The following is a 19,223-nucleotide window of genomic DNA, read 5'->3' on the forward strand; positions in this document are numbered from 1 at the left end:
AAGTAGAAAGTAGAATCATAAGCAGAATAATTTGCAACTGGCATTGACAGCGAATTCGGCCGCCGGGGCAGCAATATATATCGGCAAAACCTGAAACGCTGGCGGATTGCGCAAGCCAATACATCACTTTGTTTGAGTATGTACTTTCGCTGCAACCATTGGATGAAACACTGCCGCCCTCTCGTCAAACGGCTTCCGAGAAGTCGGTCATGCGGTCATTTGTCCGCATCGCCTTGACTTTCGCGCGGCTTTCCTGTTTATCGCGCCCAATCCGCGACGAGCCACACGACTCCGAGCCGCCGACCGGGACCTTAAGATCCCGGAGGTCAACACCCGACAGCGCGACGCGCCCTCGGGTGCTTTTTGGCTTTGCGTCTTGTTTTCGTCAAGGAAAAGCACGACGTTTCCGGGCATATCCCAACCTGCCCGAAACGTATCAAGGAAGAGCCGATGTTTGAAAACCTCCAGGACCGTCTTGGATCCATTCTGAATGGACTGACAGGCCGTGGCGCGCTTTCGGAAGCCGATGTTTCCGCAGCGCTGCGCGAGGTTCGCCGTGCGTTGCTGGAGGCCGATGTCGCGCTCGACGTCGTGCGTTCCTTCACCGACCGCGTGCGTGAAAAGGCCGTCGGCGCCGAGATCCTGAAGGCGATCAAGCCCGGCCAGATGGTCGTCAAGATCGTGCATGACGAACTGATCGAGATGCTGGGCGGCGAAGGGGTCGGCATCGACCTGCATGCGCCGGCCCCCGTCGTCGTCATGATGGTCGGCCTGCAGGGCTCCGGCAAGACGACGACGTCGGCGAAGATCGCCCATCGCCTGTCGACCCGCGAGAAGAAGAAGGTGCTGATGGCGTCGCTCGACACGCGCCGTCCGGCAGCCCAGGAGCAGCTTCGCCAGCTCGGCGCGCAGGCCAATATCGACACGCTGCCTGTTATATCAGGCCAGTCGCCGACCGATATCGCCGCCCGCGCCGTGCAGGCGGCCAAGCTCGGCGGCCATGACGTCGTCATCCTCGATACCGCCGGCCGCACGCATATCGACGAGCCCTTGATGGTCGAGATGGCCGACATCAAGAAGCGGTCGAACCCGCATGAAATCCTGCTGGTCGCCGACAGCCTCACCGGCCAGGACGCTGTCAATCTCGCCCGCAGTTTCGACGAACGCGTCGGCATCACCGGTCTGGTGCTGACCCGCATGGACGGTGACGGCCGCGGCGGTGCCGCCCTTTCGATGCGCGCCGTCACCGGCAAGCCGATCAAGCTGATCGGCGTCGGCGAGAAGATGAGCGAGCTGGAGGAATTCCATCCCCGCCGCATCGCCGACCGCATCCTCGGCATGGGCGACATCGTCTCGCTCGTCGAGCGTGCGGCCGAAAACATCGACGCCGAGAAGGCGGCCGCCATGGCGGCCAAGATGGCCAAGGGCAAGTTCGATCTCGACGACCTCGCCGACCAGCTGCGTCAGATGCAGAAGATGGGCGGCATGGGCGGTATCATGGGGATGATGCCCGGCATGGCCGGCATGAAGGACAAGATGGCCGCAGCCGGCCTCGACGACAAGCTTTTCGGCCGACAGATCGCCATCATCCAGTCGATGACCAAGGCCGAGCGCACCAATCCCGACCTGCTCAAGCATTCGCGCAAGAAGCGCATCGCCGCCGGTTCCGGCACCGATGCCGCCGCCATCAACAAGCTTCTGAAGATGCACCGCCAGATGGCGGACATGATGAAGATGATGGGCGGCAAGGGCAAAGGCGGCATGATGAAGCAGATGATGGGCGGCCTAGCCGGCAAGATGGGGCTCGGCGGCGGCATGGGCGGTATGGGTGGCGGGATGCCCGATCTCTCGAATATCGATCCCCGGCAGCTCGAGGCCTTGCAGAAGCAGGCGGAAGCGGCGGGGCTTGGAAAACCGGGTGGGGGCATGCCCGGTCTCGGCGGTCTGCCGGGTGGTTTGTCGGGCCTCGGCGGCGCCAAGCTGCCGGGCCTCGGCGGTGGTTTCCCGGGATTGCCCGGATTGCCGAAGAAGAAGTGAAAGGATCGCTTGCCCCATGATTGATCCAGGCGTCAAAGCCCAGCTTGCGAGCTATCGTCAGTCGATCGACAATATCGATGCCGCTCTCGTGCACATGCTGGCCGAACGCTTTCGCTGCACCAAAGAGGTCGGCGTGCTGAAGGCCAAATATAATTTGCCGCCGGCCGACCCGGCGCGCGAGGAATACCAGATCGAACGCCTTCGCCAGCTGGCGAAAGCCGCCAATCTGGACCCGGATTTCGCCGAGAAGTTCCTGAACTTCGTCATCAAGGAAGTCATCCGGCATCATGAGCAGATCGCTGCGGATCACGCTGAACAGAGCGCTGCAGCCCGATAACCGTACCGCTCAAGAAAGCGGTCAAGAAAAGCCCAAGGAGTAAAGAACATGGCACTGAAAATTCGTCTCGCCCGCGGTGGTTCCAAGAAGCGCCCGTACTACCACGTCGTTCTCGCCGATGCGCGCAGCCCGCGTGACGGCCGCTTCCTCGAAAACCTCGGTTCCTGGAACCCGATGCTTGCCAAGGATGATGAGAAGCGCGTTCAGCTGAACGCCGAGCGCATCAAGCACTGGATCGAACACGGCGCCCAGCCGACCGACCGCGTTCTGCGCTTCCTCGACGAGGCAGGCGTTGCCAAGCGCGAAGCCAAGAACAACCCGGTCAAGGCAAAGCCCGGCAAGCGCGCCCAGGAACGCACCGCCGAAAAGGCTCAGAAGGTCGCCGACGCCGCCGCTGCTGCAGCAGACGCCGCGGAATAATCGCGACATTCCCTTCGAGCGGGCGGCATGGCGACATGCCGCCCGTTTTCGTTTCCAATCGCACGCACTTCGTTTATGAGAAACCTGTCTTTCGGCTTCACATGAAGGAACCCATGACAAAGCTTGAAAACCCCGTTCTGATGGCGACGATCGGTGGCGCGCAAGGCCTCCGGGGCGAGGTGCGCGCCAAGGCCTATACGGCCGATCCCGGCGCGCTTGGCGACTACGGCCATCTGCACAGCATGGACGGCCGCAGCTTCGAAGTCCTCGAAATCCGCGAGATGAAGAATGTCGTCGTCGTCCGTTTCCGCGGCGTCAACGACCGCAATGCCGCCGAGGCCCTGAACGGGCTTGAACTCTATATCGAGCGGGACAACCTGCCGGACGAGGAGCTGGAGGACGACGAGTTCTACTATGCCGATCTCGAAGGGCTCGAGGCGCGCGACGACAAGGGTGTCAGCTATGGCACGGTTACCGGCGTCTTCGATTTCGGCGCTGGCGACCTGCTCGAGCTCAAAGGTCCGGGCAAGCGCCCGGTGCTGATCCCCTTCTCCGAAGCCTCGGTGCTGGAGATCGACCTGGAGGCCGGCACGCTGCTGATCGATCCGCTGGCGGCGGGGCTGGTCGACGATCCCGAAGAGCTTTCGAAATTCACTCCCGACAAGCCGAAAAAGAAGAAGTAATGGCTTTCCGGGCGAGCGTGCTGACACTTTATCCGGAAATGTTTCCGGGGCATCTGGGCTTCTCGCTCGCCGGCAAGGCGATGGAGCGGGGGCAATGGTCGCTGGACACGGTGCAGATTCGCGACTTCGCCACCGACAGACACCGCACCGTCGACGACACCCCGGCAGGCGGCGGCGCCGGCATGGTGCTGAAACCAGACATTCTCGCCCGCGCGATCGACAGCGCCTCAGAAAACGATACCCGCCCGCGCCTGCTGATGAGCCCGCGCGGCAAGCCGCTGACGCAGGAGCGTGTGCGCGCGCTCGCGGCGGGCGACGGCGTCATCATCGTCTGCGGCCGCTTCGAGGGCGTCGACCAGCGGGTGATCGAGGCGCGCGGACTGGAAGAGGTCTCGATCGGCGACTACGTGCTGTCAGGCGGCGAGCCGGCGGCGCTGATCGTGCTCGATGCCATCATCCGCATCCTGCCCGGCGTCATGGGCAACGATCTTTCCGGCCTGCACGAAAGCTTTGAAGGCGGACTGCTGGAACATCCGCATTATACCCGGCCGCAGGAGTGGGAAGGCCGGGAAATCCCCGCGATCCTCACCTCGGGCAACCACGGCGCGATCGAGAAATGGCGGCATCAGGAAGCGGTGCGGCTGACGCAGGAGCGGCGGCCGGATCTGCTGGAAAAGGCCGGCGCATCGCCCGGAAAATCGGGATCGAATTTCGGAAAGCACGATGCGTAGATTCAAAATGCTACAGCGTCCTTTGCGCGTCTGAAAACACGCGGCTGCGCTATAAAGTGAGAAAAACGGCTGATTTCGCAGCCCTTTTCACAAAAATGCCGTCCAAGGGATGACAAGCCCTGGCCTTTCGTGTATTGGCGCACGCGGAAATGGGGTTTATCCCCGTCTGCCAGCAAACAAAGAATGGCGAATCCGCTCCCGCCCTTGACGGGCAAAGTCCTGAGGCCAGTTCCAAGGGATCAGTGTCGAGCGCTCTGGCTGTTTCAGAAGAACCAAAGGTTAAGACGATGAACATCATTCAGCAGCTTGAGGCCGAACAGGCCGCCAAGATCGAAGCCAAGCGCACGCTTCCCGAATTTTCCCCCGGCGACACCGTCCGCGTCAACGTCAAGGTCACGGAAGGCACCCGTACCCGCGTTCAGGCCTATGAAGGCGTCTGCATCGCCCGCTCCGGCGGCGGCCTGCAGGAAAACTTCACGGTCCGCAAGATCTCCTACGGCGAAGGCGTCGAGCGCGTATTCCCGGTCTACTCGCCGATGATCGAAAGCGTCGACGTCGTTCGCCGCGGTAAGGTCCGTCGCGCCAAGCTCTATTACCTGCGCGACCGTCGCGGCAAGTCTGCCCGTATCGTTGAAGACACCGGCGTCCGCGCCCGCAAGCTCAACGACGCCGAGCGCGCCGCCATTGCCGAGGAAAAGGCACGTATCGAAGCTGAAAAGGTTGCAGCAGCTCAGGCGCTCGCCGCCGAGAAGGCAGCAGCCGAAGCTGCGGAAGCCAAGGCCGCTGCCGAAAAGGCCGCCGCAGAAGCAGCCGCCGCTGCAGCGGAACCGGCCGCAGAATAAGATCTGCGCTACGCAAAATTCTTTGCTTGGAAAGGCGGCCTTCGGGTCGCCTTTTCTATTTTTTGCTTCGGTGCGCAGCCGGCGGCCTTGCCTCAGACCTATCTTCCGTGACAGTTTTTGCCGTTCAATTTGGGGGACCGTTCAATGTTGTTTCGTCGTACCGTTCTTGCGAGCTTCGCCGCCCTTGCTCTCGCACCCCTCGCCGCATTAGCCGCCGAGCTGCCCGATCTCGGCGGTAAGAGCGTCGTCGTCGTCACCGAGAATGCCTATCCGCCGCTGCAATTCGTCGATCCGAAATCCGGCAAGGCGATCGGCTGGGAATATGATGCGATGAACGAGATCGCCAAGCGGCTTAATTTCAAGGTCGAATACCAGAACATCAGCTGGGACGCGATGATCCAGGCGGTGTCCGACGGCCAGTACAACATCGGCATGACCGGCATCACCATCAAGGAAGACCGCAAGCAGAAGGTGGACTTCTCCGATCCCTATATGCGCTCGCAGCAGTTCATGCTGGTGCGCGGCGATGAGAAGCGCTTCACCGATGCCAAGTCCTTCGGCGAATTCAAGGATGGCCTGGTCGGCGCACAGCCCGGCACCACGCCCTTCTACACCGCCGTCTATGAAGTGCTTGATGGCAACGAGCAGAACCCGCGCATCAAGCTCTTCGAAACCTTCGGCGCCACCGTCCAGGCCCTGAAGGCCGGCGACGTCGACGTCGTGCTGACCGACGGCACCGCCGGCAAGGGCTATGTCGACGCCTCGAACGGCGCCTTGAAGCTGATCGGCGAGCCGCTCGGCACCGAAGATTTCGGCTTCATCTTCCCGAAAGGGTCCGACCTCGTCGCCCCTGTCAACGCCGCCATCGCCGCACTCAAGGCCGACGGCACGCTCGATGGGCTGAACAAGAAGTGGTTCCTCGACTACAAGATGGGCGAATGACGCCGAGCAGCCGCTGATGGCGTCGCGACCATCTCCCGACAGACACGTCAAGGACGACTATCCCTGGTGGCTGGTCGCCCTCCTCACGATCGGCATCGTCCTTGCCGCCGTCATCGTCGCCAACGATATCTATGCCCAGGTCTTCCGCACCGTCGTCAACGGTGTCGGCGTCACCGTCTTCGTCACGCTGGTCGCCTTCGTGCTCGCCACCGTGCTCGGCCTCGGCATCTGCCTGCTCGGCATGGCCGACAGTCAGGTGTTGCGTCAGATTGCGCGGTTCTACATCGAGATCATCCGCGGCATACCGATCCTCGTGCTGCTGTTCTACGTCGCCTTCGTCGGCGCGCCGGCTCTGGTCGTAGCCTATAATTTCCTGATTTCGCCGCTGGTGATTTCAGGCATGGCCGAGCCCATCCTGGTGCGCGACCTGTCGCTGATGTGGCGGGCGATCATCGCGCTGACGATCGGTTATTCCTCCTTCATCGCCGAAATCTTCCGGGCCGGTTTCCAGTCAGTCGATCTCGGTCAGATCGAGGCGGCCAAGGCGCTCGGCCTGTCGCGCTACCGGCGCTTCCGCTCCGTCGTCTTCCCGCAGGCGATCCGGGTGATCTTCCCGCCGCTCTCCAACGATTTCGTCTCGATGGTGAAGGACAGTTCGCTCGTCTCCGTGCTCGGCGTCGCCGACATCACCCAGATGGGTAAGGTCTATGCCGCCGGCTCTTTCCGCTTCTTCGAGACCTATTCGATCGTCACCTATATCTATCTGATCCTGACGATCGGCCTGTCGCTGGCGCTGCGGCGGACGGAGAAGTGGATGAAGTCGCGGTAAGCGATCAATAGCCGCCGCGCCGCTGAGAGGCCGGAGAGCGTCTGCTGATGATTCAAATTGAAGCCGCCGCGAAAAATCGCTATATGCAGGCCATGGAATCCAAGTTCAGATGCATTGGCGCGCATATTTTCGTGCTGCAGGATCATTATCGCCTGCCGGCGCGGTTTTTTGCGTGCGTGTCCGGCGCGCCCAACAGCCGACTTCGTTGATCGAATGACGGCCGGCGGAGCCTGATCCGCCATGTCTCGATTTTCCAAAGCTTCCAAAAAACGGACTTAACGCCATGAGCGCACCGCGTACCCTCTACGACAAGATCTGGGACGATCATCTGGTCGACGAACAGGCAGACGGCACCTGTCTTCTCTACATCGACCGCCACCTGGTCCACGAAGTGACCTCGCCGCAGGCGTTCGAAGGCCTGCGCATGACCGGCCGCAAGGTTCGCGCGCCGGAAAAGACGCTCGCCGTCGTCGACCATAACGTTCCGACCTCGCCTGATCGCCATCTCGGCATCAAGAACGAGGAAAGCCGAATCCAGGTGGAAGCGCTGGCGACCAATGCCGCCGAATTCGGCGTCGAATATTATTCGGCAAGCGACAAGCGCCAGGGCATCGTCCACATCGTCGGTCCGGAACAGGGCTTCACCCTGCCCGGCATGACCATCGTCTGCGGCGACAGCCACACCTCGACGCACGGCGCCTTCGGCGCGCTGGCGCACGGCATCGGCACCTCCGAGGTCGAGCATGTGCTGGCGACCCAGACGCTGATCCAGAAGAAGGCAAAGAACATGCTGGTGCGGGTCGACGGCGTGCTTCCGCCGCATGTCACCGCCAAGGACATCATCCTTGCCATCATCGGCGAGATCGGCACGGCCGGCGGCACCGGCCACGTCATCGAATTTGCCGGCGAAGCAATCCGCGCGCTGTCGATGGAAGGCCGCATGACCATCTGCAACATGACGATCGAGGGCGGCGCCCGCGCCGGCCTGATCGCCCCTGACGAAAAGACCTTCGAATATATCAAAGGCAAGCCACGCGCGCCGAAGGGCGAGGCGCTGGAACAGGCGATCGCCTACTGGAAGACCCTGCAGACCGACGAGGGCGCTCATTACGACCGCGTCGTCGTGCTCGACGCCGCCAGCCTGCCGCCGATCGTTTCCTGGGGCTCGTCGCCTGAGGATGTCATCTCCGTCCAGGGCATCGTTCCGAACCCGGATGACATTCCGGACGAAACCAAGCGCACCTCCAAGTGGCGCGCGCTCGACTATATGGGCCTGAAGCCGGGCACGAAGATGACCGACATCACGCTCGACCGCGTCTTCATCGGCTCCTGCACCAACGGCCGCATCGAGGATCTGCGCGAAGTCGCCAAGGTCGTCGAAGGCAAGACGGTTGCCCCAACCGTCGATGCGATGATCGTGCCGGGTTCCGGCCTCGTCAAGGAACAGGCGGAAGCCGAAGGCCTCGACAAGATCTTCAAGGCCGCCGGTTTCGACTGGCGCGAGCCGGGCTGCTCCATGTGTCTTGCGATGAACGACGACCGCCTAAAGCCGGGCGAACGCTGCGCTTCGACCTCGAACCGCAACTTCGAAGGCCGCCAGGGCTTCAAGGGCCGCACGCACCTCGTCTCGCCGGCGATGGCCGCCGCAGCCGCGATCGCCGGTCACTTCGTCGATATCCGCGAGTGGAACTGATCCGTCAAAACGGATGACGATCAAAAAGCCCACCGATGCCGCTGCGCATCGGTGGGCTTCACATTTTATGCCGCCCTGCCTCGGTCGCCTTATAAAACAGCTACCGCATGCGGTCTTTTGCGGGACGACCCTTGCCTGGCGATAATCGAGACGACGATCAGAAGGTTGCCGTCATCGGATCCGGCCCCATGCGGGCACCGGCGCTGTCGAGCCTGGCGATCGCGGCCATATCGTCGGCATCGAGCTTGAAGTCGAACACCTGGAAATTCTCCTCGATACGCGACGGCGTCACCGATTTTGGGATAACGACGAGGCCGGTGTCGATGTGCCAGCGAATGATGACCTGAGCCGGCGTCTTCTGATGTTTTTTGGCGATCTCGCCGATATCGGCGTTCGAGATGAACTTGCCCTGGCCGAGCGGGCTCCAGGATTCGGTGACGATACCAAGCTTCTTGTGAACCTCCTGCGCCGCCTTCTGCTGGAAATCGGGATGCAGCTCGATCTGGTTGATGACGGGAACGACGCCGGTTTCGCCGATGATGCGCTCGAGATGTTCAGGATTGAAATTCGACACGCCGATCGAGCGGGCACGGCCCTCTTCCCGGATGCGGGCGAAAGCCTTCCAGGTCTCCGTATAAAGGCCGCGATGCGGCGACGGCCAGTGAATGAGGTAGAGGTCGACATATGCGGAACCGAGCTTCTTCAGGCTGCCGTCGAAGGCCCGCAGCGCATTGTCGTAGCACTGGTCGTCGTTCCTGAGCTTGGTGGTGACGAAGATATCCTTGCGGTCGAGGCCGGAAGAGCGGATGCCTTCGCCGACGCCCTCTTCGTTGTCGTAACCGGAAGCCGTATCGATATGACGATAGCCGGCGGCGATTGCCGTGCGCACGGTGGGAGCGGCAATGTCCTGCGGCGTCTGCCAGACGCCGAGGCCGACTTGCGGAATGGAATGTCCGTCATGGAAAGTGATGATGGGTTGAGCGGTCACAATATATCTCCGGGAGTTTGAAGAATTGGACGAGGCATGAATTGCGCCCGCACCTACGGGGCGTCCCAGAACGCATTTCAGCCGGAGCGTTTGGTCACCGCAAGCATATAGGTGACCGCATCCGGAAGACAATCAGACGATGCGGACAATCGTTCCCTTCCGAAGGTAAGGCAGCAGTCGGCGCATGTCGCGCAGGCTCACCGCCACGCAGCCCGCCGTCGGCTCGTAGCCCGGCCTGATGAGATGGAAGAAGATCGCCGAGCCGCGATTGCGCGCACGCGAGGAGATGTTCCAGTCCATCACCAGGCAGATATCGTAGAGCCCGTCGCTGCGCCGCATTTCCTCGTGACTTGCACTGAACGGCGCCCTGACGAGGCGGTTGTAGCTGGCACTGTCAGACTGATCGCACCAGAGCATGTCGGGGCGGATGCGGCGGATGGAAAGTGGAGTGACGAGCCGGCCGTTCCGCTCGCCGCGCCGGAAGCCTGATATCAGCTTCATCGAAGCGATCGGCGTGGCGCCGTCGCCCTCTCGTTTCATCACGGTGCGGCCGGAGCGGCCGATCGCAGCAGGCACGGTGATGGCGCCGAGCCGGACGATCGCCCGGCTCTTGCGCCCCGGCGCAGGACGCACCACGATCGTCGGCCGCTTTATCCCCCGCCTCTGCCTTGCTTTTTCCATTTTTCTCGCATGTCGTGCCTTGTCTGGGGCTTCGATTGAAATCATATCGAAACCGACCCGGCAACAGCCCGCTGCCCGATCCTTGCCAAACCAGGAATTTGGCGTAGGACTAGGGGACTTAACACGAGGACGCAAACGGCATGACCGCACGCACCATTCTTCTGGTGGATGACGACGATGACCTTCGACAGACGCTGACGGAGCAATTGTCGCTGTATGAGGAATTCACGGTTCTGCAGGAAGCCAACGCCGGCAAAGGTGTCGCGACCGCCCGTGCGACGCCGATCGACCTGCTGATCATGGATGTCGGCCTGCCCGATATGGACGGCCGCGAGGCAGTGAAGCTGCTGCGCAAGGGCGGTTTCAAGGCGCCGATCATCATGCTGACCGGCCACGATACCGACTCGGATACGATCCTCGGCCTCGAAGCCGGCGCCAACGACTATGTCACCAAGCCTTTCCGCTTCGCCGTGCTGCTCGCCCGCATCCGCGTGCAGCTGCGCCAGCATGAGCAGAGCGAGGACGCGACCTTCACCGTCGGCCCCTACCTTTTCAAGCCGAGCCAGAAGCTTCTGACCACCGATAACGGCCAGAAGATCCGGCTGACGGAAAAGGAAGCGGCAATCATCCGCTATCTCTACCGCGCCGAACAGAAGGTCGTTACCCGCGACGTACTACTCGAAGAGGTCTGGGGCTATAATTCCGGGGTGACGACGCATACGCTGGAAACCCACGTCTATCGCCTGCGCCAGAAGATCGAGCGCGATCCCTCCAATGCCGAAATCCTCGTCACGGAAAACGGCGGCTACAAGATCATACCCTAGAGCAGTTCCGTTTTCCTCCGAATCGCGGGAATGCTCTATCTCTTTGTTTTCACTCAATTTCGGACGCAGAACCGCGACGCGGTTTTGCTGGAATTGCTCTAAGGCGAAAAGCCCGCATGGCGCTGACCGACGACATCCACATGCTCGCGCAGCTTCCTCTGTTCAAGGACATGAGCGAGGATCAGCTGCGGTTGATCGCCTTCGGCGCCGACCGGCGCATGATCGCTGCCGGCCAGATGCTGTTTCGCCAGGGCTCGCCCGCCGAGAGCGCCTATGTCATCCTCAGCGGCAGCCTGGAGCTGAGCGCGACGAGCAGTGACGGCATGCAGAGGACAGAGGGAATCGCTGGCCCCGGTACCCTGGTTTCCGAGCTGGCGCTGGTGACGCTGGTGGAGCGCAAGTTCACCGCGGTAGCGCGCGAGGATACCAGCATCATCCGCATCACCCGCGCCCTCTTCCACCGGCTGATCGAAGAATATCCGGACGCAGCCCGGCTGATCGAGAACCGCATTCGCGACAATCTCGCCGAGCTTGCGGCAAAGGCCGCAAGCCAGTTCTACCGCTTCAGCTGATCCCTGTTAGCGATAAGAATCCCTGCGCTTCCACGAAGCTGCACCGCTTAGAAATCGAAATGCGCCGTCACCGGCACGTGGTCGGAGGGACGATCCCAGCCGCGCGCCTCCTTCAGGATTTCTATCCGCTTGAGATGCGGCCCGAGATCCGACGACGACCAGATATGGTCGAGACGACGGCCGCGATCGGCGGCCTCCCAGTCCTTGGCGCGATAGCTCCACCAGGTGTAGAGCTTCTCGCTTTCAGGCACATGCTGGCGCATCAGATCGAGCCAGGCGCCGCGTTTCATCACCTCGAGCAGTCCGTCGGTCTCGACGGGCGTATGGCTGACGATCTTCAGAAGCTGCTTGTGCGACCAGACATCGTGCTCCAGCGGCGCGATATTGAGGTCACCGACGAGGATGGCTGAGGTGTCGGCCTCGCCATTGGCTTTCAGCAGCTTCATCTCCTCGATGAAATCGAGCTTGTGGCCGAATTTCGGATTGATCGTGCGATCCGGCTCGTCGCCGCCGGCCGGGACATAGAAATTATGCAGCCGAACGCGGCGATTGCCGTGCTCGAAGATCGCCGAGATGTGGCGCGCATCGCCGACACCGCAATAATCCTGCCGGTGATCCTCGGTTAGCGGAATGCGCGAGGCGATCGCCACGCCGTGATAGCCCTTCTGGCCATGGATGATGATGTGATTGTAGCCCATCGCCCTGAGTGGTGCCGCGGGAAACAGGTCGTTCGTCACCTTGGTTTCCTGCAGGCAGAGGATATCGGGCCTGTGCTTGAGAACGAGCTGCTCGACGATGGGCATGCGCAGCCGCACCGAATTGATGTTCCACGTGGTGATCGAAAAACCCATGCCCATACCCCTTCACGCTTTCATGAAAGGGCTTTAAAACAAAGGCGGACGCGAGGGAACCGGCCGCTTGTAAAAGGAGCGGCCGATCAACCGAAAAGGTTCAATCGCGCGACTGAGGCGTGCCTGGAATGGTCTCATAGGGCACACGGAAGACGCGATCCTCGAACTGCATGCCGGTTTTGACATTGAAGATCATCACCGAGGTGTCCTTGCCCTGATTGTCGGTGATCGTCCACTGCCGCAGATCGTAGGTCTTCGGGTCGAACATCATGGTAATGGTCGAGTTTCCGAACACCGTATTGTTGCCGAGCGCGATCGTCGTCAAGTCAGACTCTTCCTTCACGCCCTTCACCATGCCGGCCGACAGATCTATGCGCTGCGCCAGGAGCAGGCTGAGCGGGGTCTTGGAGAGCGGATAGAGATCCCAGGTTTTGAGCTTCATATTGCCGATGGCGACGTTCTTGCCGTCGGCGATCACCCGCATCGGCGACGGATCGTCATAGTTGAAGCGCAGCTTGCCGGGGCGCTGGATGAAGAACTTGCCGCCGGTCTGTTCGCCGCGCGGGCCGAACTGCACGAATTCGCCCTGCATCGTCGTAACGCCGGAAAAATGATCGGCGATCGCCTGCGCCGTGCCGGAGGCGGGAGCGGCCGCCTGCGCATAAGCGCCAAGGGGAATGGCGCTCGCTATCGCAGCGACGACAAAGGCGCCGAGAAGGTCGCGGCGCGTTACCGTCAGGCCGGAGAGGAAGGTATCGGAGTGACTCATCTAAATCTCCTTTATGCGATCTGCATGCTGCCGAAAGGCGGCGTCTTCAAGGCGTTGCGATCGGCCTGCGAGAGGTAACGGCTTCGATGCTATCAGGTTTCCGCAAAAGCGGCTGTATTGGAAATATATGCCTGTTATGTCAGCGGTCGAGGATGTCGCCTTCGGTCGGAACCAAAATTTCGCGTTTGCCGGCGTGGTTGGCTGGTCCGATGATACCCTCCTTCTCCATGCGCTCGACGAGCGAGGCGGCACGGTTGTAGCCGATACCCAGCCGGCGCTGCACGTAGGAGGTCGACGCCTTGCCGTCGCGCAGCACGATGGCGACCGCCTGATCGTAGGGATCTTCCGATTCGGAAAGATTGGACGTGCCGGCCGGACCGCCTCCACCACCGCCGTAATCGCCGTCTTCATCGTCATCGGCGGTAATCGCGTCGAGATATTGCGGCGAGCCCTGGGTCTTCAGGTAGGAGACGATCTCTTCCACCTCGACATCAGAAACGAACGGGCCGTGCACGCGCTGGATACGCCCGCCACCCGCCATGTAGAGCATGTCGCCCATGCCGAGCAGTTGCTCGGCGCCCTGTTCGCCGAGAATGGTGCGGCTGTCGATCTTCGAGGTCACCTGGAAGGAGATGCGGGTCGGGAAGTTCGCCTTGATCGTGCCGGTGATGACGTCGACCGACGGACGCTGTGTCGCCATGATCACGTGGATGCCGGCCGCACGCGCCATCTGCGCCAGACGCTGGACGGCGCCTTCGATATCCTTGCCGGCGACCATCATCAGGTCGGCCATTTCGTCGATGATCACGACGATATAGGGCATCGGCCGCAGATCGAATTCCTCGGTCTCGTACATCGCTTCGCCGGTATGGCGGTCGAATCCGGTCTGCACCGTGCGCGAGATCGCCTCGCCCTTCGACAGCGCCTGCTCGACGCGGGTGTTGAAGCCATCGATGTTGCGCACGCCGATCTTCGACATCTTCTTGTAGCGCTCTTCCATCTCGCGCACGGTCCATTTGAGCGCGACGACGGCCTTCTTCGGATCAGTGACGACAGGCGAAAGCAGGTGCGGGATGCCGTCATAGACGGAGAGTTCCAGCATCTTCGGGTCGATCATGATCAGCCGGCACTGTTCCGGCGTCATGCGGTAGAGCAGCGACAGGATCATCGTGTTGATGGCGACCGACTTGCCGGAACCGGTGGTGCCGGCGACGAGCAGATGCGGCATCTTGGCGAGATCGGCGATCACGGCTTCGCCGCCGATCGTTTTGCCGAGCGCCATGGCGAGCTTCGCCTTGCTGCCTTCGAAATCCCGGGAGGCGATGAGTTCACGCAGATAGACGGTCTCGCGCGTCTGGTTCGGCAATTCGATGCCGATCGCGTTGCGGCCGGGCACGACGGCCACGCGGGCGGCAATCGCGCTCATCGAGCGGGCGATATCGTCGGCAAGGCCGATGACGCGCGACGACTTGATACCGGGCGCCGGCTCCAGTTCGTAGAGCGTGACGACGGGACCGGGACGGACATGGATGATCTCGCCCTTGACGCCGAAATCCTCAAGCACGCCTTCGAGCATGCGGGCGTTCTGCTCCAGCGCATCGGCCGAAAGCGTGGAATCGCGCACCACGTTCTTCGGTTCGGCGAGCAGATGCATCGAGGGAAGCTGGAAACCCTCGGGACGGATGAACGAGCCCTGCGCCTCCCGCTCGATGCGGGCGCTGGGCTTCGGACGCGCAACGACGGGGACGACGCGCGGCTCCGGCTTGCCGGCCGCCTTTGCCGGTGCTCGAATCATCCAGTCGTCGTCATCGTCGTCGGGCAGGATATCGGCCGGGCGTGGCGGCATGTCGTTATCGAAGGGCAGGTCGTCGTCATTATCGTCGTCGTCATCGACGGACAGCGACGGTGCGGAGACGATACGCCGCGGCGAAGCCATCCTTGCCCCCATCGATGGTTCCATCGACGGCTCCATGCGCTCGCCTCGGACGGTCGGCGCCTTTGCGCGGACGGGTTCGTTCAGCGTGCCGAACTCGTCATCGTTGAAATCATAAGGTGATTCGTAATCGCCCTGGCGCCGCTTGCGCGGACCCATGCCGAACAGCCGCCGCAGTCGGCCCTGGCTCATGTACCAGGCATGCGTCACGGCGCCGCTGAGAGCGACCCAGCGGGACTCGTCTTCCTCCTCGTCCTCGTCTCCGACAACGCGGGCCTTGCTACTGCGTGTATCGACGTAGTCTTCCTCGATCTCCTCGTCGGCGTCGCTGCGGCCGACAAGGCCTGATGCAAACAGCATCAGCCAGGCGGTCGGCGCGGCAAAGATGCAGCCGATGACCATGGCGAAGGTGCCCGTCGGATAAGCGCCGACGAAGAGTGCGGGAAAACGCAGGATCATGTCGCCGATGACACCGCCGATACCGTTCGGGATCGGCCAGGTGAGCGGCGGCGGAAAGCAGCCGAGGACGGCGCAGGAAAGCACCGAACCGCCGAACCAGGCGCCGGCACGGGCAGGAATACGGCTGAATCGGCGGCCCGAGATCAGCGTCAGCGCCCAAGCGACGATCGGCAGCATCGAAACGACGCTGGCAAGCCCGAGGAACTGCATGACGATATCGGCAAAGGCAGCCCCGCTGTAGCCGAGAATATTCGTCGGCAGGTTGGCGGTCGCATAGGAGTAGCTCGGATCCGCAACATTCCATGTCGCCAGCGCCGCGACGCAGAACGCCAGCAGCAGAAAGATCGCAAAGCCGATGAGCGCCTGGATCTGCCGCAGCATGAATGCCGAGAAGGAGAACCGATCCGGACGGCCATCCATTGCCGGCGACGTGCTTCTTGCCATGTGTCTAACCCGTCCAATGCCTGAGGACACGCGAATCGCTGAAGCTTCGGTGCCAAAATGCGTCCGCTCTACCTAATCAGAGCCGGGTTAAAGCGATGTTAACCATGCATGCCTGGACGTGCATTCCGAACCGGGAAATGAAAAAAGCCCGAACCTTGAAAGGTCCGGGCCAAGTGCAGTCTATAGTTAGATAGGCCGCGACGGGCTGTGAAGCGGCGCCCTCATGCCAGGCGCCGCAAACCCTGTGATCAGGAAGCGTGGTAGGCGGCTTCGCCGTGGGTCGAAAGGTCGAGACCTTCGCGTTCGGCTTCAACGGTGACACGCAAGCCGATGACGACGTCGACGATCTTGTAGAGGATCGCCGAGCCGATACCGGACCACAGCAGCGTTGTCAGCACGCCCTTGGCCTGGTTCCAGACCTGGGTTGCCGTGCCAGCATAGGAGGCTGCGAAATCCGCGGTCGAGTAATCGACGATGCCTGCACCGCCGAGTGCCGGGTTGACGAGGATACCGGTGCCGAGAGCGCCGATGATGCCGCCGATGCAATGAACTCCGAAGACATCGAGGCTGTCGTCGTAGTTGAACTTGTTCTTCACGACGTCGACGAAGAAGTAGCAGACCGGCGAAACGATCAGGCCGAGAACGATCGAGCCCATCGGGCCGGCAAAGCCTGCCGCCGGGGTAATGGCGACGAGACCGGCAACCGCGCCGGAAGCGCCACCGAGCATGGAAGCCTTGCCGCGGCTGAGGGTTTCGACGATGCACCAGGACACAGCGGCAGCAGCCGCTGCGACGAAGGTGTTGATAAAGGCAAGCGAGGCGTAGGAATTGGCTTCGAGGTTGGAGCCGGCATTGAAGCCGAACCAGCCGACCCAGAGCAGCGAGGCGCCGACCATGGTCAGCGTCATCGAATGCGGAGCCATGATTTCCTTCTTATAGCCCGTGCGCTTGCCGAGCATGATGGCGCCGACGAGGCCCGCGATACCGGCATTGATGTGAACGACCGTGCCGCCGGCAAAGTCGATTGCGCCGTAGGAGAAGATCAGGCCGGCCGGCGAGGTGTAGGAGCTCGGACCGCCCCAGAACCAGACCATGTGTGCCATCGGGAAATAGATGAAGGTGACCCAGAGCACGACGAAGAGCATGACGGCCGAGAACTTGATGCGCTCGGCGAATGCGCCGACGATCAGGCCGGGCGTGATGCAGGCAAACGTCATCTGGAACACGATGAAGGTGTATTCCGGAATGGCGACTCCCTTCGAGAAGGTTTCTACGAGCGACGAGGTGTTGACGCCGGCGAGGAAGGCCTTGGAGAAGCCGCCGACGAAGCTGTTCAGCGAACCGCCGTCGGTGAAGGCGAGCGAATAGCCGTAGGTCACCCAGATCAGCGCCACGACGGCCGTGATCATGAAGACCTGCATCAGCACCGAGAGCATGTTCTTGGCGCGCACGAGACCGCCGTAGAAAAGCGCAAGGCCGGGGATGGTCATCAGCAGGACGAGCGCCGAGGAGACGAGCATCCAGGTATTATCACCCTTATCCATCGTGAGAGCAGGAGCAGCAGCGGCAGTGGCGGCTGGCGCAGCCTCCTGCGCGAAAGCGACGGCCGGCGCGAGAAGGGCGGCCGAAGCTGCGCAAATCCGCGCAAAGGTGGAAGAAAACTTCGAAATTGACATTGGAAAAAGCTCCTTGATCTGCCGTTCTTACAGCGCTTCTGAATCGGTTTCGCCCGTACGGATGCGCACGGCATGGTCGATCGAATAGACGAAGATCTTGCCGTCACCGATCTGACCGGTCTTGGCCGCTGCCGCGATGGCCTCGACTGCCCTGTCGACGAGTTCCGATGCAACCGCGATTTCGATCTTGAGCTTCGGCAGGAAGCTGACTGCATATTCGGTGCCGCGATAGATTTCGGTGTGCCCCTTCTGGCGCCCGTAGCCCTTCACCTCGGTTACGGTCAGCCCCTGAATACCGATCGCCGTAAGGGCTTCGCGGACCTCATCGAGCTTGAACGGCTTGATAATGGCCATCACAATTTTCATCTGGTTTCCCATCCTTCGTTATCCTCGGCGCGGAGCCGACTCTCCTTGCCGCTGACATTCCTGAACAGCGACCGGCCAATACACATTCAAGGGACGTGCCAGATTCGAAGCAAGACGTAAGTTATTGAAAAGTAAAGCTTATAATAAAGAGTGCCAATAAACAGGCAAATGATAGGCCAATAAGCGCACAAATAACGCGCAAATTTATAAAGTTGCACATTATTTATTCATTTGCCTTTTTCCGAATCAGGCCTTCCTGCGCGACCGATGCGATCAGGCTACCGGATCGTGTAAATAGGCTACCCCGGGTTAATCCTCTGGCGCCTGAAGCCGACGGACTGTCCTGCGTATAAAGCAGCCAGTCGTCGAGCTTGCAGGGCTTGTGGAACCACATCGAGTGATCGAGGCTCGCCACCTGCAGGCTCTGGTCGAAGATGGACGTTCCGTGCGCATAGAGCGACGTATCGAGCAGCGTCATGTCCGAAAGATAGGCAAGCACCGCCGCCTGATAGAGCCGGTCGTCGGGAACCGGGCCGGTGGCGCGCACCCAGACGTCCTGTTTGGGATCGAGCTTCCTGTCGGAAAAATAATGCGTCAGCGAGACAGGGCGGATCTCGATCGGCCGCTCACGCTGCCAGTATTTTCGGATCGCTTCCGGCGCGTGGGCGAGATACTGTTCCTTGATCTGCTGCTCGCCGAGCAACGCCTCCGGCATCTCGACCTCGGGCATCGCGATCTGGTGCTCGAAGCCCGGCTCCTCCACCTGGAAGGAGGCCGACAACGCGAAGATCGCCTTGCCGTGCTGAATGGCGACGACACGCCGCGTGTTGAAGCTCGATCCGTCGCGGATGCGCTCCGCCTGATAGATGATCGGCACCGAGGGATCGCCGGGACGCATGAAATAAGCATGCAGCGAATGGACGAAACGCTCGCCCTCGATGGTGCGCTGCGCCGCCATCAGCGCCTGGCCGATCACCTGGCCGCCGAAGACCCGCTGCCAGCCGACCTTGGGGCTGCGGCCGCGGAAGATATCGACCTCGATCGGCTCGAGGTCGAGCGTCGAAAGCAGCGTCTCCATCGCCGAAGGCCCTGATGTCTCGCCCGTCATTTCTATGTCTCCCAGCGGTAGGAAGTGAAGTTGCGATG

At 61.6% G+C, this 19,223-nt stretch carries 20 protein-coding genes; 12 read left to right on the plus strand and 8 right to left on the minus strand.

The annotated features are described in order from the left end of the window. Window positions 1-450 precede the first annotated feature (450 nt). The 10 genes from ffh to leuC all read left to right on the plus strand — a co-directional run bounded on the left by ffh (window position 451) and on the right by leuC (window position 8,514). A complete protein-coding gene (gene ffh, locus RWK44_RS03355; protein WP_316028359.1) occupies window positions 451-2,037 on the plus strand; it encodes a signal recognition particle protein in 1,587 nt (528 codons plus the stop codon). A gap of 16 nt (window positions 2,038-2,053) precedes the next feature. Further along, window positions 2,054-2,374: a chorismate mutase gene (locus RWK44_RS03360; protein WP_316028360.1), complete on the plus strand. Its 321-nt coding sequence runs from the start codon at window positions 2,054-2,056 to the stop codon at window positions 2,372-2,374. A 48-nt stretch (window positions 2,375-2,422) separates the two neighbouring features. Continuing rightward, complete coding sequence (gene rpsP, locus RWK44_RS03365; protein WP_020052050.1) at window positions 2,423-2,794, plus strand: 30S ribosomal protein S16; 372 nt, start codon at window positions 2,423-2,425, stop codon at window positions 2,792-2,794. Between the two features lie 113 nt (window positions 2,795-2,907). Next, a complete protein-coding gene (rimM, locus tag RWK44_RS03370; RefSeq protein ID WP_029767597.1) occupies window positions 2,908-3,477 on the plus strand; it encodes a ribosome maturation factor RimM in 570 nt (189 codons plus the stop codon). Continuing rightward, window positions 3,477-4,208, plus strand: coding sequence for a tRNA (guanosine(37)-N1)-methyltransferase TrmD (gene trmD, locus RWK44_RS03375; RefSeq protein ID WP_168283323.1), 732 nt, complete (start codon window positions 3,477-3,479; stop codon window positions 4,206-4,208). Before rimM ends, trmD begins: the two co-directional genes overlap by 1 nt. A 287-nt stretch (window positions 4,209-4,495) precedes the next feature. Further along, window positions 4,496-5,050: a 50S ribosomal protein L19 gene (gene rplS, locus RWK44_RS03380; protein ID WP_003582945.1), complete on the plus strand. Its 555-nt coding sequence runs from the start codon at window positions 4,496-4,498 to the stop codon at window positions 5,048-5,050. Between the two features lie 144 nt (window positions 5,051-5,194). Continuing rightward, window positions 5,195-5,992: a transporter substrate-binding domain-containing protein gene (locus RWK44_RS03385; protein ID WP_316028361.1), complete on the plus strand. Its 798-nt coding sequence runs from the start codon at window positions 5,195-5,197 to the stop codon at window positions 5,990-5,992. Window positions 5,993-6,008: 16 nt separating this feature from the next. Continuing rightward, on the plus strand, window positions 6,009-6,821 hold the full coding sequence (locus RWK44_RS03390) for an amino acid ABC transporter permease (RefSeq protein WP_168283322.1): 813 nt from the start codon (window positions 6,009-6,011) through the stop codon (window positions 6,819-6,821). 47 nt (window positions 6,822-6,868) lie between these two features. Further along, the gene (locus RWK44_RS03395) at window positions 6,869-7,030 is read left to right on the plus strand and encodes a hypothetical protein (protein WP_168283278.1); all 162 of its coding nucleotides are present in this window, start codon (window positions 6,869-6,871) and stop codon (window positions 7,028-7,030) included. 74 nt (window positions 7,031-7,104) lie between these two features. After that, window positions 7,105-8,514 (plus strand): 3-isopropylmalate dehydratase large subunit, encoded by a 1,410-nt coding sequence (gene leuC / locus RWK44_RS03400; protein ID WP_020052055.1) that lies wholly within the window; start codon window positions 7,105-7,107, stop codon window positions 8,512-8,514. 157 nt (window positions 8,515-8,671) lie between these two features. Here the strand turns inward: leuC and RWK44_RS03405 are convergent, their stop codons facing one another. Further along, the gene (locus RWK44_RS03405) at window positions 8,672-9,502 is read right to left on the minus strand and encodes an aldo/keto reductase (protein ID WP_316028362.1); all 831 of its coding nucleotides are present in this window, start codon (window positions 9,500-9,502) and stop codon (window positions 8,672-8,674) included. A 132-nt stretch (window positions 9,503-9,634) separates the two neighbouring features. After that, window positions 9,635-10,156, minus strand: coding sequence for a L,D-transpeptidase family protein (locus RWK44_RS03410; protein ID WP_168283397.1), 522 nt, complete (start codon window positions 10,154-10,156; stop codon window positions 9,635-9,637). A 167-nt stretch (window positions 10,157-10,323) separates the two neighbouring features. Here RWK44_RS03410 and RWK44_RS03415 point away from each other — a divergent pair, with 167 nt between their 5' ends. Beyond that, the gene (locus tag RWK44_RS03415) at window positions 10,324-11,007 is read left to right on the plus strand and encodes a response regulator transcription factor (RefSeq protein WP_017995455.1); all 684 of its coding nucleotides are present in this window, start codon (window positions 10,324-10,326) and stop codon (window positions 11,005-11,007) included. A 116-nt stretch (window positions 11,008-11,123) separates the two neighbouring features. Next, window positions 11,124-11,579, plus strand: a complete 456-nt coding sequence (locus tag RWK44_RS03420; protein WP_017962463.1) for a cyclic nucleotide-binding domain-containing protein — start codon at window positions 11,124-11,126, stop codon at window positions 11,577-11,579. Window positions 11,580-11,626: 47 nt separating this feature from the next. Here the strand turns inward: RWK44_RS03420 and RWK44_RS03425 are convergent, their stop codons facing one another. From RWK44_RS03425 to tesB, 6 genes are all read right to left on the minus strand, one after another. Further along, on the minus strand, window positions 11,627-12,430 hold the full coding sequence (locus RWK44_RS03425) for an exodeoxyribonuclease III (RefSeq protein ID WP_221999458.1): 804 nt from the start codon (window positions 12,428-12,430) through the stop codon (window positions 11,627-11,629). Between the two features lie 100 nt (window positions 12,431-12,530). Further along, complete coding sequence (locus RWK44_RS03430; protein ID WP_221999459.1) at window positions 12,531-13,199, minus strand: outer membrane lipoprotein carrier protein LolA; 669 nt, start codon at window positions 13,197-13,199, stop codon at window positions 12,531-12,533. A gap of 139 nt (window positions 13,200-13,338) precedes the next feature. Beyond that, window positions 13,339-16,035, minus strand: coding sequence for a DNA translocase FtsK (locus tag RWK44_RS03435; RefSeq protein WP_168283317.1), 2,697 nt, complete (start codon window positions 16,033-16,035; stop codon window positions 13,339-13,341). A 248-nt stretch (window positions 16,036-16,283) separates the two neighbouring features. After that, window positions 16,284-17,711 carry an ammonium transporter gene (locus RWK44_RS03440; protein WP_168283316.1) on the minus strand — a complete coding sequence of 476 codons (1,428 nt, stop codon included), beginning with the start codon at window positions 17,709-17,711 and terminating at the stop codon, window positions 16,284-16,286. Window positions 17,712-17,738: 27 nt separating this feature from the next. Further along, complete coding sequence (locus RWK44_RS03445) at window positions 17,739-18,089, minus strand: P-II family nitrogen regulator (protein WP_017962468.1); 351 nt, start codon at window positions 18,087-18,089, stop codon at window positions 17,739-17,741. Window positions 18,090-18,300: 211 nt separating this feature from the next. Continuing rightward, window positions 18,301-19,185: an acyl-CoA thioesterase II gene (gene tesB, locus RWK44_RS03450; RefSeq protein ID WP_025396367.1), complete on the minus strand. Its 885-nt coding sequence runs from the start codon at window positions 19,183-19,185 to the stop codon at window positions 18,301-18,303. Window positions 19,186-19,223 lie beyond the last annotated feature (38 nt).

Source organism: Rhizobium sp. 25PS6 (assembly GCF_032464655.1).
Taxonomy (GTDB): Bacteria; Pseudomonadota; Alphaproteobacteria; order Rhizobiales; family Rhizobiaceae; genus Rhizobium; species Rhizobium laguerreae.

Coding starts and splice junctions, on each gene's coding strand:
- ffh (WP_316028359.1), top strand. CDS start 451: ATGTTTGAAAACCTCCAGGACCGTCTTGGATCCATTCTGAATGGACTG.
- RWK44_RS03360 (WP_316028360.1), top strand. CDS start 2,054: ATGATTGATCCAGGCGTCAAAGCCCAGCTTGCGAGCTATCGTCAGTCG.
- rpsP (WP_020052050.1), top strand. CDS start 2,423: ATGGCACTGAAAATTCGTCTCGCCCGCGGTGGTTCCAAGAAGCGCCCG.
- rimM (WP_029767597.1), top strand. CDS start 2,908: ATGACAAAGCTTGAAAACCCCGTTCTGATGGCGACGATCGGTGGCGCG.
- trmD (WP_168283323.1), top strand. CDS start 3,477: ATGGCTTTCCGGGCGAGCGTGCTGACACTTTATCCGGAAATGTTTCCG.
- rplS (WP_003582945.1), top strand. CDS start 4,496: ATGAACATCATTCAGCAGCTTGAGGCCGAACAGGCCGCCAAGATCGAA.
- RWK44_RS03385 (WP_316028361.1), top strand. CDS start 5,195: ATGTTGTTTCGTCGTACCGTTCTTGCGAGCTTCGCCGCCCTTGCTCTC.
- RWK44_RS03390 (WP_168283322.1), top strand. CDS start 6,009: ATGGCGTCGCGACCATCTCCCGACAGACACGTCAAGGACGACTATCCC.
- RWK44_RS03395 (WP_168283278.1), top strand. CDS start 6,869: ATGATTCAAATTGAAGCCGCCGCGAAAAATCGCTATATGCAGGCCATG.
- leuC (WP_020052055.1), top strand. CDS start 7,105: ATGAGCGCACCGCGTACCCTCTACGACAAGATCTGGGACGATCATCTG.
- RWK44_RS03415 (WP_017995455.1), top strand. CDS start 10,324: ATGACCGCACGCACCATTCTTCTGGTGGATGACGACGATGACCTTCGA.
- RWK44_RS03420 (WP_017962463.1), top strand. CDS start 11,124: ATGGCGCTGACCGACGACATCCACATGCTCGCGCAGCTTCCTCTGTTC.
- RWK44_RS03425 (WP_221999458.1), bottom strand. CDS start 12,430: ATGGGTTTTTCGATCACCACGTGGAACATCAATTCGGTGCGGCTGCGC.
- RWK44_RS03430 (WP_221999459.1), bottom strand. CDS start 13,199: ATGAGTCACTCCGATACCTTCCTCTCCGGCCTGACGGTAACGCGCCGC.
- RWK44_RS03435 (WP_168283317.1), bottom strand. CDS start 16,035: ATGGCAAGAAGCACGTCGCCGGCAATGGATGGCCGTCCGGATCGGTTC.
- RWK44_RS03440 (WP_168283316.1), bottom strand. CDS start 17,711: ATGTCAATTTCGAAGTTTTCTTCCACCTTTGCGCGGATTTGCGCAGCT.
- RWK44_RS03445 (WP_017962468.1), bottom strand. CDS start 18,089: ATGGGAAACCAGATGAAAATTGTGATGGCCATTATCAAGCCGTTCAAG.
- tesB (WP_025396367.1), bottom strand. CDS start 19,185: ATGACGGGCGAGACATCAGGGCCTTCGGCGATGGAGACGCTGCTTTCG.